The sequence below is a fragment of the Vibrio sp. PID23_8 genome (assembly GCF_003584965.1).
Classification (GTDB): domain Bacteria; phylum Pseudomonadota; class Gammaproteobacteria; order Enterobacterales; family Vibrionaceae; genus Vibrio.
The window spans coordinates 127,855-143,979 of the sequence record NZ_LIXE01000008.1; the positions used below are offsets into that span (position 1 = coordinate 127,855).

Genomic DNA, 16,125 nt, shown 5'->3' on the forward strand with positions numbered 1-16,125 from the left:
GGTCTATGCGCTATGCTTTAGCCTGATACCCAAATTCAAATGCAAAAATAATAAGGAAATGCATGATGAAAGTTGAGCTAACGGCAATTGAAGCACGAGTAATTGGTTGTTTGATTGAAAAAGAAGTCACAACCCCCGATCAATACCCTCTGAGCCTTAATGCGCTGACTAATGCGTGCAACCAAAAAAGTAATCGTGAGCCGGTAATGTCATTGTCAGAAGGCGATGTAGTCGATGCAGTTGATGCGCTGATTGAACGTCGGCTAGTCAGTGATGAAAGTAGCTTTAACAGTCGTGTAAGCAAGTACCAACACCGTTTCTGCAATACTGAATTTGGTGATTTGAAACTGAGTAAACAGGAAAAAGGGATTGTGTGCTGTATGTTACTGCGCGGTGCTCAAACACCAGGCGAAATTCGTACTCGTACTAACCGCCTAGCAAATTTCAATGACGTTAAAGAAGTGGAAATCGTATTGGAACACCTAGCGAGCGATGAAAGAGGCCCGCTGGTGGTTAAGCTTCCGCGCGAGGCAGGTAAGCGGGAATGTCGTTACATGCATTTGTTCTGTGGTGAAGTGGATATGAGTGAGTTGAGCACTTCTGCCTATACACCATCCTCTGTTGATTCTGAGCGTGTGGCACAACTCGAGCAAGAAGTAGCACAACTTCGTGAAGAACTCGATGCACTCAAAGTACAGGTAGAATCACTGCTTTCATGAGTCAGGTTACCGAGCAAAGCTGGTGTGTTTATTTGATCCGCAATAACCGCAATGCATTGTATTGCGGTGTTACGAACGATATAGAAAGACGCTTTAAGCAGCATCAAAGCGGTAAAGGCGCAAAAGCGTTGAAAGGAAAAGGACCACTCATATTAGAGTGGACATCATCGTTTGAAAGCAAGAGCACTGCGATGAAAGTGGAATACTTCATTAAACAATTAACCAAAAGGAAAAAAGAGTTACTTGTCGATGCAGGTGCAGATATCAATGTTGATGAGCATCAAAACCTGATATTTCAAATGCACAGCTAATACACGTTATATACCTAAGTAACCTCAAGATGCTTGGTTCAGTGAGAATGACTTGGTTTGAAGACGCAGCGCCCATGAATTTATAGAATGATAAACGACAAATCGCTTAAAAATGGCGGTTTATTTTTATCTATTTCAGGTATCATTTCGGTCATTGGTAACTCATAATACAGTCATGTCCTACTAGGCTTAATATCAAAGGCATTGATATAAAAAAGGGACATGTTATGGAAGAGATTAATAGAGTAAGGATGACTCGGTTAGGTTATAAAATAGAGACGCTCAATAAAAGCGAAAAGAGCAATAGATGAAAAAAGCGTTATTATTCTCCCTTATTTCGATGGTTGGCATTTCTCCGATGTCACATGCCACTCAAGTGCTGAATGGTTATTGGACATATAAAGAGTTCTTAGAGGAATTCCCTGAACAACAACAACTCACGATGGCATTGTCTGAAGCAGTACGAGAGCGTCCGGTTCACGTAACGGCAAATCAAGCTCGACCACTAAAAATCTCCGTTGTCTATCCAGGTCAGCAGGTTTCTGACTATTGGGTCAGAAATATTAAGGCGTTTGAAAAACGTTTAGATAAGCTGAATATCAGCTATCAAATTAATCAGGTATTTACCCGTCCTAATGCCGACATCAAGCAGCAAAGCTTATCACTGATGGAAGCGCTAGAAAGTAAATCTGATTATTTGATATTTACGCTAGATACCACAAGGCATCGCAAATTTGTGGAGCACGTCTTGGACTCCAAAAAGACCAAGTTGATTCTACAAAATATAACCACCCCTGTGAGAGCGTGGGAGAATCATCAGCCATTCTTGTATGTCGGGTTTGATCATGCCGAAGGCAGCCGTAAGTTAGCCACAGAATTTGGTAAGCACTTCCCTAAGAAGAGTCATTACAGTGTTCTCTATTTTTCTGAAGGTTATATAAGTGATGTAAGAGGCGATACTTTTATCCACCAAGTTAATCGCGACAATGGCTTTGAGCTACAATCCGCGTATTACACCAAGGCAACAAAGCAGTCTGGTTATGATGCAGCAAAGGCAAGCGTAGAAAAATACCCAGATGTTGAGTTCATTTATGCATGCTCAACCGACGTCGCATTAGGAGCTGTAGAAGCTCTCGCAGACCTAGGACGAGATGACATTGTTATCAACGGGTGGGGAGGCGGATCTGCGGAGTTAGATGCAATCCAAAAAGGGGAGTTAGATATCACCGTTATGCGTATGAACGATGATACAGGCATCGCGATGGCGGAGGCCATTAAGTGGGATCTGGAAGGAAAAGCCGTACCAACCATTTACTCCGGTGACTTTGAAATTGTGACCAAAAATGATTCGCCAGAGCGAATTGACACCCTCAAAAAACGTGCCTTTAGATATTCAGATAATTGATGACGACTACATCAAACACAAAAAAGCGTCGCTCACTCGCGACGCTTATTACCAGAATTATTATCCTCGTTCTTGTTCCGATTATTCTCGGGATTTTTATTCAGAGTTACTACTTTTCTAAACAGATTATCTGGCAAGAAGTGGATAGGACCAAGCAGCAAACCTCTGCTTTGATTCGCAATATTTTTGATAGCCACTTTGCTGCCATTCAAATTCATCACGATAGCAACTCAAAAAGTGAAGTTATCCGTGACTTCTATGTGAAACGTAATAATCAAGATGCACTCAACTATTTTTTTCTGAGCATCGATCAAAATGACCCAGCACATACACCAGAATTTCGTTTTTTAGCCGATCACAAAGGCATCATTTGGGATGATGGCAACGCTCACTTCTATGGTGTGAATGATCGCATCTTGGATAACTTAGCCAGCAAAGTAACCTTCAGCGATAATTGGTATAACATTAATGTACAGACCACTATTGGTTCCAAACATATATTGATTCGACGAGTGCCAGTGCTTATGCCAAAAACGGGTGAAGTACTGGGCTTTTCTTATAATGCAGTGGTACTGGATAACAATTTTGCCTTGATGGAGAAACTGAAGAGCGAAAGCAATGTAGACAATGTGCTTCTGATTGCCAACGATGCTATGTTGGCAAATTCGTTGAGTGGCGATGAACATTATGATGTGGCTGAGGTTGTGGCGCGCAGAGGTTCACAGAATAAACTTGGTAAGTTGTTGATAACGGAAACGCCAATTAAAGTGAATGCGGCGACTACTGAGTTGCGCCTTGTATCAGTACAAGACAATCAAGGTGTCGTCACGTTGCAAATCCAACATATACTGGCAATGCTCGCTTCTGTTGTTGGGATGATCATGATGGCATTGCTCATTAAGGAATGGATTGGGAGCAGAGTGTCAGAGCAGTTGGAATCACTCATGTCTTATACTCGCTCTGCTAAGGAAGAGAAGGGGTTTGAACGTTTTGATGGTTCCGATATTGAAGAGTTCGATCACATCGGTTCAACGCTAGAAAGCACCTTTGAAGAGCTTGAAGCGCAGAAAACGTCTTTCCGAGATCTGTTTAACTTTGCGCTATCGCCCATTATGGTGTGGTCAGAGGGAGGGGTTCTGATACAAATCAATCCCGCAGCACGTAAAGAGTTGGCGATTGAAAGTGCACATGAATCCATGCCGATCGTTTTTCAGAGTTTTAAAGATAAACTTAGACCTCACCTGAGCATGGCGGCTCAAGGCGCGACCCTGACTGGGGTAAATGTTCCTATTGGCGACAAAATTTATCGTTGGAACCTCTCTCCAATCGGTGTTGATGGTGATATCAGTGGCATCATTGTTCAGGGACAAGATATTACAACGCTTATTGAGGCTGAAAAGCAGAGTAATGTGGCGCGGCAAGAAGCGGAGAAGTCGGCTCAAGCGCGTGCGGACTTTCTTGCTAAAATGAGCCATGAAATACGAACGCCGATTAATGGCATATTAGGTGTTGCTCAACTGCTGAAGGATACATTAAGCACCCAAGAGCAGAAAAAACAAATAGATGTACTCTGCCATAGCGGTGAACATCTTCTTGGGGTTCTGAATGATATTTTGGATTTCTCTAAGATTGAGCAAGGGAAATTTAACATTCATAAGCACTCGTTCACCTTTGCTGACACAATATCTACGCTAGAGAATATTTACCGACCGATTTGTGCTAATAAAGGTGTGAATTTAAAGATTCAAAATAAGCTCGAACCTAATGCTAAGATTTTTACCGATCAAGTTCGTTTAAACCAGATCCTATTTAATTTAGTCAGCAACGCGGTCAAATTTACTCCTTTTGGCGAGATTTGTTTACGGGCCGAGCTTGAGCAGTTTTACGGTGCAACGGACAGTGTCTTGGTGATCGAGATTACAGATACAGGCATTGGTATTGAGTCTAACAAGCTTGAACAAGTGTTTGAGCCTTTTGTTCAGGAAGAAGCAACCACAACTCGTAAGTATGGAGGCAGTGGTCTGGGTTTGACGATTGTGAAAAATCTGGTGGATATACTAGAAGGTGACGTACAAGTTCGTAGTCGTAAAGGCGATGGCACGACGTTTATCGTAACTCTACCAGTGAAAATGCACCAATGTTCGCTTTACGCCAATGATGTTAACAATCGAGTGCTGCCGGGGGAACTGTTTGATGAAAGTTTAAAAGTATTGTTGGTAGAAGATAACCATACCAATGCCTTTATTCTTCAAGCGTTTTGTAAAAAATATAGGATGCAGGTCGATTGGGCGAAAGATGGTTTGGAAGCGATGGAGTGCCTGAAGGAGGTCTGTTACGATTTGATCTTAATGGATAATCAGCTTCCCCATCTTGGTGGGATTGATACGACGTATGAGATCCGCCAACACTTGAAGTTAGGTACGCCAATTTATGCTTGCACCGCAGATACTGCAAAAGAGACCAGTGATGCGTTTATGGCGGCGGGTGCGAATTATGTGCTGCATAAGCCGATTAAAGAAAAAGTACTTCATGAGGCGTTTGTTGACTTTAAACTTCGATTTATGGTTGAACGAACCTAAAGTGAAAAAGGTGGCATTGATGCCTGTCTCTTATACACAAATCCCTAAGCCACGGCTTGGGGATTTTTTTGAACTCATTTTATGTTTCATGATCTGATCATCTAAGCAATGACAAGGATGATTATGATGATCTATATAGAGCCAACCCTTTGGGAACAAAAACAATTCGGTCAAACCCACCTCAATGACCCAAGACGAAAAAAGCGGAGCCAGTTTCCTGATTCCGCTTTGTAAACTTTTTAAGCCTTATGGGTGTTTGTATTTCGATATTTCACAGTTCCCTGTGCGTCTATCTACCTTAAATGAGAATGCTGATGAATGGTACTCTCGACCATCACACCAGATTGTTTCTCCAAAGATTTTGCATAAGTCCAAATCACTGATAGAACCGAACTCTTTAACGTGCCTAACGACTGACAGAAATTTGGCGTTAGTAGCATTAGGACATCCCTTGTTACTTAATCGATTGATAACCATGTTTGTAGCATCATCTCCAGCCAAATATGACTTTTTATTAAATTTTGTTAATGAGCAAAGTATCCAAAAACTGTTCGAAAGTAAAGTATTATTGTGACCAATATCTCTATTATTGGTTTTTTTGATTACTATTTATGCAGTAATGAGAAAGGGAACAATCCCAGTGTTAACAGGCTCAATGAGTTATATTTTGAGTCTGTTTTAAGGTCTCGACCTCTTGATCGTATAAGCCAGCCAATCCTGCGTATTGTAAAGCAAGTTGCGTATAATCTTCAGCGAGAAGATTTGCGTTTTCTCGATACCACTCCGCACTGATTTGGTTGGCGGTTGCTCCTGATTGTTGACACAGAGCAGCGAGCTTTTGCCATCCATTTGCCGTCCATTTAGACTCCTTGCTGAGCTTTTTAAGTTTCTCTGCTTTACTCCGTAGTTCATCTCTATATTGAATGGAAGCCTGCAACTGGCCGCGGAAAATGTTTTGATTGGCTTTGGACTGCCAGAGTAGGGTGAGTTCTTCGAGGGAAAAGGTCTGGGATAACAGCTTACGTTGCTTGTGCTCATTTAACAGCGTATTGTAAATCGTAACGTATTGATTGTAGTTGGACTCTAACTGGTTGAATTGGGTAAGATTGTCATTCCATGAATTGTGGTCACACTGAACTGCTGCATGCACCGAGAGTGGAAGCAACAGTATTATTAATATCCATTTTGGCTCAATCATCATAGGTTTCGTAGCAGTCCATTCGTTTTGCATGAGTATAGCTGTTTACGGCAAAAATAGTGTTAGTTCAATTGCATAAGGATCAAAAGAACATGAAAAAGGTGCTGATCGTATTCGCTATTTTGTTTTTGTTGGGCGGTATTGGTGCCGGGTGCTATTTCGTCTTTATGAAAGAAGAGCAACAAACAACGCAAAATGTGGAAGAACCTTCTGTTACGCCACCGAAAATGAACGACAAAGTACAACCTATCATGGATTTAGAGTCCCGAGTCTCAGAAGTTACGGAATATTATGTGACTGAGCGTCGAGTCAATGTCTATAACCAACCAAATCTTCAAGCGCTCGTCATTGACTCCCTGTACAAAGGGGAAAAAGTCGCAGTGTTAGAAAAAGCAAATGGCTGGTTCCGTCTGTCAGATTATATCCTGTATGAAGAAGGGGGAGAAGAGACTGCGGAGTGGGTAGATTCCAAGGGGTTATCAGATTCAGAACCTGTCATTAAAGAGCAAGAGCGGTTAGAGATTTTGGATGCTTACTTGCAAAAATCTGACGATTTGAAAGCGCATTTAGATGTGTTTCGCAACAAAACTCAGCAACTGTTGGATGATCAGGCTTGCGTCCCAAGTGATTTTGAAGAGTTGGGTGGCTGGGTGCGTTCGGTGACTTACAAGCAGGGTAACATTTATTTTATTTACTGTGGCGGCCTTGAACAAGAGAACAAAATTTACCTAGATGTGGATACAGGCAAAATATTCTCTCGATGAATACGAGGCTCTTTCATGTTGCGGGGCTGAAGTATCAGATCTGGCCGGAACGAAGACAGCTATAGAGATTTAGAACTTTTTAGTTGTGGATAATAACCAATGGGAATACTATCAAAGGGCTGAGTCAAACAATTTGGCTCGTTGTGTTTTAAGCGAGATCCCATGTCTTGGTTTTACGTTAGAAAACTGTTTTTGCTTCTACTTGCAATGGCTTTGTTGCCAGTGCAAGCCTCTGCTGTGCAAAAAGAACAGAAAACTCACGTACTTCACTTATCAAAATTACAGCCCTTCACGACGAGTGACTCTACATCCAGTCCTTCCATCGATTTTTCTGAACTGACGGAAGAAACCGCACCGTCACCTGTTTCTGAAGGACACGCAAGCCAAGACCCACTTGCCATATTTAACTCTCAACGCTGGATATCGCATCTGCGTGAGAACATCGATGACGAACATCTTGATTCGGTCACCGATTTTACTGCTCCTTTCTATGCTGATGCCGGTTATTCTTATCGCTTAATGGACATCAGCTGGCGTCAAAACCAGTCAATTTTTCATCATTTCGTTAATGATCATCGCATTGCGGGTTGGAAAGAAACCAATGCAATGTACGTCGCTCTCAATAGCCAGTTTTCCATTTAAACGCCATCAATCTGCACGCTTCGTGCGTTCTTAACATGACAATCTTTTTTGCAGGGCCTTGACTGCCCTGGGTATTCCGTACCTGAATGTGTTCAGGTGGGTGTGTTGTCGTGTCTTGAATTTAACTAATTGAGTCTTCGCTGAGCAGCGAAGGGATGATGTTTACATGAAGAAAACACCAAAACCACAAAAGACAAGAAAAGTGCTGAATCATTACTCAGCATGGAAATACTTCGTCCTTGTTACGACCATCATTATTTTAACGCTAAGTGCAATCCCCACTTGGTTTGGTGAGCAACCATCGATTCAGGTGACGTTTGCGGACCGAAACAACAGTGCGATGTCGGTCGTTCAACTCGATCAACTTCTAAAAAAGCACAACATTCCCGTGTCTAAGATCATTGAGAAAGACGGGAAAACAACCATGGTTTTTGATGGGGAAGATGCACAAAGTAAAGCACGTGCTCTGCTCAATGAAGAATTAGACAAGGGTGACAGCATTACATTTTCATACGTATCGGTTGCACCAGATTGGCTAAACGAAATGGGCTTTAGGCCAATCAAACTCGGTCTAGATCTTCGCGGTGGCGTCCAATTTTTACTTAATGTTGATGTAAATAAGGCCTTTGAAGAGCAACGTGATGCGTTGATCGATGAGATCAAAGCGAACCTACGTGAACAGCGTATCCGTGGTGTGCAGGTACGTGCTGAGTCTGGCAACCATATTGCGGTTAACAGCGATAATGATGATGCTTTGAAAGCGGCTAGCCAATTCATTCGTCAAAATTACCTAGGTTGGCAAATGACGAGCTCAGATCGCGGTTTTGACCTTCAACCTAGTGAGCAGAGTATTCAAGAATTTGAAACCACGACCTTGCAACAAAACGTGAAGATCATGCGTGGTCGTATTGAAGAGCTAGGCATTACGGAAGCCATGGTTCAGCGCCAAGGTAAAGATAGTATACGTATTGAGCTTCCTGGCGTTCAAGATCCTGCGCAAGCGAAAAATGTTATTGGTGCAACCGCAAGTTTAGCGTTTTACGAAGTAAAAGATGCGAGTCAAGCTCGCAGTAACCAAGACTTAGTGTTGCAAGATAATGATGACCGAACCGTGATACTGGCCAAGCGTCCATTACTGACGGGTGAGCACATTGTTGATGCGCGTGCTGGTATCGACCAAATGGGCATGTCAGAAGTGAACATCTCTCTAGATCACGCGGGTGGCAAAAAGATGAGTGACTTCTCTGCAACGCATATTGGTAAGCTTATGGCGACAGTATATCGTGAGTACAAAACCAATGACCGCGGTATGACTGAACGTAGTGAGCGCGTGATCAGTGTTGCAACGATTCAATCTCAACTAGGTAGCCAATTCCGTATCACCGGAGCGGGTAGTATGGATGAAGCACAGCAACTTGCATTGTTGCTTCGTGCAGGTTCATTGACTGCGCCAGTTACTATCGTTGAAGAACGTACTATCGGGGCTTCTCTAGGGACCGAAAATATTCAAAATGGTTTTGCAGCGTTGGCGTTAGGTATGGGCCTAACACTTACATTCATGGCGCTTTGGTACCGCCGTTTGGGCTGGGTTGCAAACGTTGCACTGTGTGCAAATATGCTTTGTTTGCTTGGTCTAATCGCGCTACTTCCTGGTGCTGTCTTGACACTTCCTGGTATCGCTGGCTTGGTGCTAACGGTGGGTATGGCGGTAGATACCAACGTAATCATATTTGAACGTATTAAAGACAAGATGCGAGAAGGCCGAAGTTTCGCTCAGGCGATTGACTTAGGTTTTGATAGTGCATTTGTAACCATCCTAGATGCCAACATCACAACCATGATCACTGCAGTGATTTTGTACGCCATCGGTAATGGTCCAATCCAAGGCTTTGCATTAACGCTAGGTTTGGGACTGATGACTAGTATGTTTACTGGCGTATTCGCTTCTCGTGCAATGATCAATCTAGTTTGGGGCCGTGACGGCCGTCGTGATGTGAGGGTTTAATCATGGTTGAAATGCTAAAACAAAATATTCGTAAACTTCGTTATTTCACTACGGTCATTTCAGTCGCTCTGACGATCGTTTCTTTACTTGCTCTTGGGATGAAAGGGCTACATTTAGGTCTAGATTTCACTGGTGGTATGGTTACCGAAGTGAAAGTCGATAAACAATTAACCAATCCTGACCTGCTCGAAGCATTGCAGCCTAAGTTGGGGGAATCGGCATCGGTAACCCGCTCGGGTGAAGATGGTCGCTGGGTGATTCGTTACTCAGTCCCGGCAGAGGGGCAAACGTTACCAAGCGTGGCAGAGACACTTAAGCCGATCTCACACCAAGTGGAAGTGGTAAGTAACAGTATTGTTGGTGCACAAGTAGGCCAAGATTTGTTTGAACAAGGCGGTTTAGCATTGTTGGTGTCAGTCCTGACCATTCTTGGTTACTTATGTTTCCGGTTCGAATGGCGACTAGCGAGTGGTTCACTGTTCGCATTAGCGCACGATGTGATTTTAGTGTTGGGCTTTTTCGCTATCACTCAAATGGAATTTAACCTTACGGTGTTTGCCGCGATTCTGGCGATTCTCGGTTACTCACTGAACGATTCCATCATCATCGCCGACCGAATCCGTGAATTGCTGGTTGCGAAGCAAAATTGGAAAATTGAGCAGATTAACGATGAAGCTGTTTTGGCGACGTTCTCTCGTACCATGGTGACATCGGGTACTACGTTGATCACTGTTGGTGCACTATGGATTATGGGAGGATCAGCTTTGGCTGGTTTCTCTACGGCAATGTTTATTGGTGTACTGTCTGGAACATGGTCATCTATCTCTATTGGTACGGTTTTGCCAGAATGGTTGAAGCTCGAACCAAGACACTACTTACCAGTCGAGATAGACGCTACGCCATAAGGTTGAGTATTTAAGGTAAAAAAAGTGCAAGCGCCACTCGTTTCGAGTGGCGCTTTTTTATTGTGCACCGAGCATGTTTATTGTGCACCGAGCATGGTGTCAACCTAGGAGGTGAAAGTCCTCTAAGTATCTTGTCGAGCAGGTAGCGTTAGCCGATGCAAGGGTGTCCATCGTGAAGTGGAATCTGAAGGAAGCAAATGGCAAAACATAGCTTTGGCGGACAAAAATCAGATAAGTAAGCATAATCAGCTTGGGTAACCTAGCAACAGATAGAATCGCCCAAAGTCTCGAACAGAAGTGTGATTATGTAAATCAGGTAGAGCGATGGGAAAGGGTGGCATCTTACCTCGGGAGATCTTATCACTTGTCCTTGTGACTAGGCTAGCAGTGATGCTGGATGAAGATTGAGAAGAAGTCAGCAGAGGGCATAGTACCTACGAAGTAGGGAAGGCCTGAACCAAGGTTTAAGGAAACAGTTAGCAGATTCTCAGTGTTTACGGAGTCTCTGTAAAGAATAGGAATCCTACAGCTACGTTAGAAATGGCGGTGAAGTCTGAAACGGAACTGTTACTAACGAAGAGAGACAAGCCACAATGGAGTTGAAGCTAAATAGTGAACTTAAGTTAGCAAAAGTTAGCCCACCTTGGAACGGCCGTATGCGACCCACGCTAGTACGGTAGTGTGAGAGGACGGAGGCGGTGAGGCCTCCGCCTACTTGATTGAGTAAATGTTATTCATAACGGTAGACCAACACGATAATAAATATTTGTATTTGTTACATATTAGTGCGTAATGCACCAAATATAGGCAGGCAATAAATGTTTAATGTATTCATATAATATAGTACAAATGATATATGCGTCTGTTATGTTTGAGGCTACAAATGTAATTACCTAGGATGTTTATCGGTAGTTTAATATAAATATGGTTTATTTGACCGTTTTAAATTATGGGTAAATAATTTAGTTAGAGTATTTACACAAATAAATAATAGTAAGAACTCAAGTCACCAGTTGATGTAACGAATGATTTTTTATTCATAAGCGTCTGAATTTAAAGGTTTATTATTGCATTTGAAGGGGGCTATTTTAAATTTAATCTAATTAGAAACAACGGGTTGGATGTAATTAACATTTCTGTAATATTTCATTGCGAATGAGATCTACATCAATTTTATGCAAAGTGATTAGAGTTTTAATTGATATGTAATATTTTTTGGTTAATTTAAAGCGAAGGGCTGCAAAGGAATTGTTGCCGATAGAAAAAAACACGTTAGTTGGTAAATTATTTACCTCTGTCCTACTTAGATTAATTATTAATGCTGCAAAGAATGGGGTCTACAATGAAAAAAGTGGCTTTGATCACTGGATCAAAAGGCGGAATTGGTTCTGCTATTACTTCTCAATTAGTCAATGATGGTTTCCGCGTAATTGCAACTTACTCAACTGGAAACTACGAGTCGGCTTCCGAATGGTTTAATGAAAAAGGGTTTGATAAAGATCAAGTACGCCTTTTTGAGTTAGACGTGACGAACACAATCGAATGTTCTGATAAGTTGGTACAGTTACTTCAGGAAGAAGGAACGATTGATGTTGTCATTAACAACGCAGGTATCACTCGAGATGGCGTCTTCAAAAAAATGACCGCTCAAGCGTGGAACGACGTTATCAACACCAACTTAAACAGTTTGTTCAATGTTACTCAACCGGTATTTGCTGCAATGTGCGAGAAAGGCAGTGGTCGTATCATCAATATCTCTTCTGTGAATGGTCTGAAAGGACAGTTCGGACAAGTAAACTACTCAGCAGCGAAAGCTGGCATGATTGGTTTTTCAAAGGCGCTTGCTTATGAAGGTGCGCGTTCCGGCGTTACGGTAAACGTTATTGCACCGGGTTATACCGGCACACCGATGGTCGAGAAAATGAAGCCTGAAGTCTTGGAGTCTATCACCAATCAGATCCCAATGGGGCGTTTGGCTTCGCCGGAAGAAATTGCCGCATCAGTGAGCTTTTTAGTAAGTGACGCAGGCGCGTACATCACCGGCGAAACATTGTCGGTGAATGGCGGCCTATATATGCACTAAGGAGTATCGATGATGGAAAAAGTATTTATTGTTGCTGCGAAACGTACCCCAATTGGTGCATTTGGTGGAAGTTTAAAAAATACCTCAGCAGGTAATCTTGCTGCGGTCGCGATTAAAGGCGCACTTGAGGCTGCCTCACTTTCTGCCGATAAGGTCGATGAAGTGATTGTCGGCAATGTGATTGCCGCTGGCCAAGGCATGGGGGTTGGGCGTCAAGCGGCACTCTATGCAGGTATTCCAGAAACAGTTCCAGCTTATGGCGTGAATATGGTTTGCGGCAGTGGTATGAAAACCGTCATGGATGGCGTTTCTCATATTCGCAGTGGCGATGCAGAAGTCGTTGTAGCTGCAGGCGTTGAGGTGATGTCTCAAATCCCATTCATTGTGCCTAGCGTTGTGCGCGACGGTAACAAAATGGGCAACATGGAATTGAAAGACCTTCTTATCGCTGATGGTTTGACGGACGTTTACAACCAATATCACATGGGTGTGACAGCGGAAAACGTAGCAAAAGAAGTCGGTTTATCTCGCCAACAGCAAGATGAGTACGCATTAGCGAGTCAGCAAAAAGCCGTAGCAGCGATTGAAGCAGGCAAATTCAAAGACGAAATTGTACCAGTAGAAGTCACGCAACGTCGCGAAACCGTCGTATTTGATACAGATGAATACCCAAAAGCGAATGCAACGCTAGAAGGTCTGAGTAAGTTGCGCCCTGCGTTTGACCGAGAAGGTACGGTGACAGCAGGGAACGCTTCGGGCATTAACGACGGTGCAAGTGCCATCATTCTAGCATCAGAAAGCGCGGTTCAAGCGCACGGTTTGACACCGATTGCTGAGGTGGTGAGCTACGCTCAATCGGGTTTAGATCCGAAGATTATGGGTCTTGGTCCTGTGGAATCAGTGAATAAGGCGCTGCAAAAAGCTGAGCTGAAAACCAGCGATATCGATGTTTATGAATTGAATGAAGCTTTTGCTGCACAAGCGCTAGGTGTAATTCATAAACTGGCAGAAACTAACCAAGTACCAGTGAGCTCAATTCAAGATAAGGCCAACTTTAATGGTGGTGCTATCGCATTGGGTCACCCACTCGGTGCGTCGGGTAACCGTATTCTGGTTACGCTAGTACACGAACTTCACAAACAAGACGGTCAGTACGGTGTTGCTTCACTTTGTGTGGGCGGCGGTATGGGCACGGCTGTGGTTGTAAAAGCCGTTAAATAGTTATTAAAACGGAAATTTTTAATTCTTTCTTTAGGAGATAAACCATGTACACTGATTTCTTCAAAACTTTTAGTGATCAAACTGAAAAAACGTTTGAACCATACCTGAAGTTCAACAAGCTAGTGACTAAGAACGTTGAAGTTCTGACTGAACTTCAACTGAACGCTATTCGTACTTACAGCGAAGTGGGCTTAAATCAAATGAAATCGGCATCTGAAATCAAAGATGTGACTTCTCTTACCGCATTCAACAGCCAGCAGCTAGCTGTTCTGACTAAGCTTTCTCAGCAAATGATGGATGATAGCAATAAGCTGCAGTCGATCGCAAAAGAGTTCAAAGAAGACGTTGAAAAAATGACTTCGGAAAACCTAAAGACTGTTACTCCTGCGTAATTTGTCAGATTTTCGCCGCCCGTTTTCTGGGCGGCGTTGTTTTTTCCGAGTATAGGAGTAAGACTATGTTTCAACACTTCTTTTCGGACTATCTTGTTAAGCTTCAGGAAACCAATCAACAGTGGTGGCATGATCTCGAACTCAACAAGGCAGCCGTGAACTCTCCTTTGAATAAGGCCATGCAAGAAGTGAATCTTGAAGATACTGCCAAACTCTTCGAGCAAGTGGCGAATCAACCAGCTAAGCTTTTGAACTTGCAAGCGCAATGGTGGGAGCAACAGTTACAGATTTGGCAAAATGTTGCTTTGATTGGTAACCAGAATCAAATTATTGAGGCAGAAAAGGGCGACAAGCGTTTTTCTAATGAAGCTTGGCAAAACGAAGCGATGTATAGCTTCATCAAGCAATCTTATCTTTTATTTAGCAAAACCTATTTAGATACCGTTGAATCGTTAGACGGTTTAGATGAAAAAACAAAAGAACGTATCATTTTCTTTTCTCGTCAGGCGATCAACGCACTGTCTCCCTCGAACTTTATCGCAACCAATCCCGAACTACTTAAGCTTACGCTAGAGCAAAATGGCGAAAACCTTTTAACTGGTTTAGAGCAGTTAAAAGAGGATTTCGAATCGAGTGCGGACATTTTGAAAGTTCGGATGACGAATAATAACGCTTTTCGCCTAGGGGACGATGTTGCGACTACAAAAGGAGACGTGGTATTTAAGAATGATTTATTTGAATTGATTCAGTACCGTCCATTGACGGAGAAGGTCAACGCTACGCCGCTTCTTATCGTACCACCTTTCATTAACAAATATTATATTCTCGATTTGACCGAGAAGAACTCGATGGTGCGTTGGTTGCTTGAGCAGGGGCACAGTGTCTTTATGATGTCATGGCGCAACCCTGGTAAAGCTCAAGCGAATGTTGAGTTTGGAGATTACGTCACCGACGGCGTAGTTAAAGCGGTTGCCGCGATTGAAGACATCACAGGACAAGAGCAAATTAATGCGGCTGGCTATTGTATTGGTGGTACAGTGCTTGCCAGTACTGTGGCGTATTATGCTGCCAAGCGTATGAAAAAGCGCATCAAATCAGCGACCTTCTTTACCACGTTGTTGGATTTCTCTCAGCCGGGTGAAGTCGGTGCTTACATTAACGACACCATTATCAGTGCGGTCGAGGCACAGAATAACGCAAAGGGATACATGGATGGTCGTTCATTGAGTGTGACGTTCAGTCTGCTACGTGAAAACAGTTTGTATTGGAATTACTACGTAGATAATTATCTAAAAGGTAATAGCCCAGTAGATTTCGATTTATTGTATTGGAATAGTGACAGCACCAACGTAAGTGCGGCTTCACACAACTTCCTGCTTCGAGAGCTTTACCTTGAGAATAAGCTCGTTCAAGATAAAGGGGTGAAGATTGGTGGTGTATGGATTGATTTGAATAAGATCAAAATTCCTAGCTATTTTATATCTACGAAAGAAGATCATATTGCGCTTTGGCAGGGTACCTATCGCGGTGCGCTGAATACAGGTGGCAACAAGACATTCGTGCTTGGTCAATCAGGCCATATTGCGGGCATTGTAAACCCTCCAGCAAAGAATAAATATGGCTATTGGCTGAACGATAACCTTGATGATTCTGCAGATGAATGGTTCAGCAACGCAGACTACAAAGAAGGATCTTGGTGGACGCATTGGCATGAATGGCTATTGACATTCAACACGAAAGAGCAAGTTGAGCCTTTCTCTATCGGTTCTGAAAACCACCCTTTGATTGGCCCTGCACCGGGTGAGTACGTTAAGCAGACGCTGCCATTAGAAGGCGCGTAGACAGTTCCCTATAGCAGTAAGTTATTGCGGTCTTTTACGGCCGCTTTTTTATTAGTGGAA

General features: G+C 43.0%; 13 protein-coding genes. 12 read left to right on the forward strand and 1 reads right to left on the reverse strand.

Translation table 11 applies throughout. The features are described 5' to 3' along the window. Positions 1–65: 65 nt before the first annotated feature. The 4 genes from AK966_RS14290 (at position 66) to luxQ (ending at position 5,014) form a co-directional block, all read left to right on the forward strand. Entirely contained in the window at positions 66–719 is a 654-nt protein-coding gene (locus AK966_RS14290; protein ID WP_099079065.1) for a YceH family protein, read from the forward strand. Further along, positions 716–1,030 carry a GIY-YIG nuclease family protein gene (locus AK966_RS14295; protein ID WP_099079064.1) on the forward strand — a complete coding sequence of 105 codons (315 nt, stop codon included), beginning with the start codon at positions 716–718 and terminating at the stop codon, positions 1,028–1,030. Before AK966_RS14290 ends, AK966_RS14295 begins: the two co-directional genes overlap by 4 nt. A 307-nt stretch (positions 1,031–1,337) precedes the next feature. Continuing rightward, on the forward strand, positions 1,338–2,435 hold the full coding sequence (locus tag AK966_RS14300; RefSeq protein WP_119464396.1) for an autoinducer 2-binding periplasmic protein LuxP: 1,098 nt from the start codon (positions 1,338–1,340) through the stop codon (positions 2,433–2,435). Continuing rightward, positions 2,435–5,014 carry a quorum-sensing autoinducer 2 sensor kinase/phosphatase LuxQ gene (luxQ, locus tag AK966_RS14305; protein ID WP_119464397.1) on the forward strand — a complete coding sequence of 860 codons (2,580 nt, stop codon included), beginning with the start codon at positions 2,435–2,437 and terminating at the stop codon, positions 5,012–5,014. Before AK966_RS14300 ends, luxQ begins: the two co-directional genes overlap by 1 nt. A 652-nt stretch (positions 5,015–5,666) precedes the next feature. On the opposite strand, the gene AK966_RS14315 is transcribed toward luxQ, so the two are convergent. Then, entirely contained in the window at positions 5,667–6,215 is a 549-nt protein-coding gene (locus tag AK966_RS14315) for an ATPase (protein WP_099079101.1), read from the reverse strand. Positions 6,216–6,304: 89 nt separating this feature from the next. Between AK966_RS14315 and AK966_RS14320 the strand changes: the two genes are divergently transcribed. The 8 genes from AK966_RS14320 to phaC all read left to right on the forward strand — a co-directional run bounded on the left by AK966_RS14320 (position 6,305) and on the right by phaC (position 16,065). Further along, on the forward strand, positions 6,305–6,976 hold the full coding sequence (locus tag AK966_RS14320; protein WP_119464398.1) for an SH3 domain-containing protein: 672 nt from the start codon (positions 6,305–6,307) through the stop codon (positions 6,974–6,976). 162 nt (positions 6,977–7,138) lie between these two features. After that, the gene (locus tag AK966_RS14325; RefSeq protein ID WP_119464399.1) at positions 7,139–7,618 is read left to right on the forward strand and encodes a hypothetical protein; all 480 of its coding nucleotides are present in this window, start codon (positions 7,139–7,141) and stop codon (positions 7,616–7,618) included. Between the two features lie 166 nt (positions 7,619–7,784). Next, positions 7,785–9,623, forward strand: a complete 1,839-nt coding sequence (secD, locus tag AK966_RS14330; RefSeq protein ID WP_119464400.1) for a protein translocase subunit SecD — start codon at positions 7,785–7,787, stop codon at positions 9,621–9,623. A gap of 2 nt (positions 9,624–9,625) precedes the next feature. Continuing rightward, entirely contained in the window at positions 9,626–10,528 is a 903-nt protein-coding gene (gene secF / locus AK966_RS14335; RefSeq protein WP_119464401.1) for a protein translocase subunit SecF, read from the forward strand. Between the two features lie 1,342 nt (positions 10,529–11,870). Then, positions 11,871–12,611: an SDR family oxidoreductase gene (locus AK966_RS14340; protein WP_119464402.1), complete on the forward strand. Its 741-nt coding sequence runs from the start codon at positions 11,871–11,873 to the stop codon at positions 12,609–12,611. Between the two features lie 12 nt (positions 12,612–12,623). After that, positions 12,624–13,832: an acetyl-CoA C-acetyltransferase gene (locus AK966_RS14345; RefSeq protein ID WP_099079100.1), complete on the forward strand. Its 1,209-nt coding sequence runs from the start codon at positions 12,624–12,626 to the stop codon at positions 13,830–13,832. Between the two features lie 44 nt (positions 13,833–13,876). Next, positions 13,877–14,224, forward strand: a complete 348-nt coding sequence (locus AK966_RS14350; RefSeq protein WP_099079055.1) for a phasin family protein — start codon at positions 13,877–13,879, stop codon at positions 14,222–14,224. Between the two features lie 65 nt (positions 14,225–14,289). After that, positions 14,290–16,065, forward strand: coding sequence for a class I poly(R)-hydroxyalkanoic acid synthase (gene phaC / locus AK966_RS14355; RefSeq protein WP_099079054.1), 1,776 nt, complete (start codon positions 14,290–14,292; stop codon positions 16,063–16,065). The last annotated feature ends 60 nt before the right edge of the window (positions 16,066–16,125 follow it).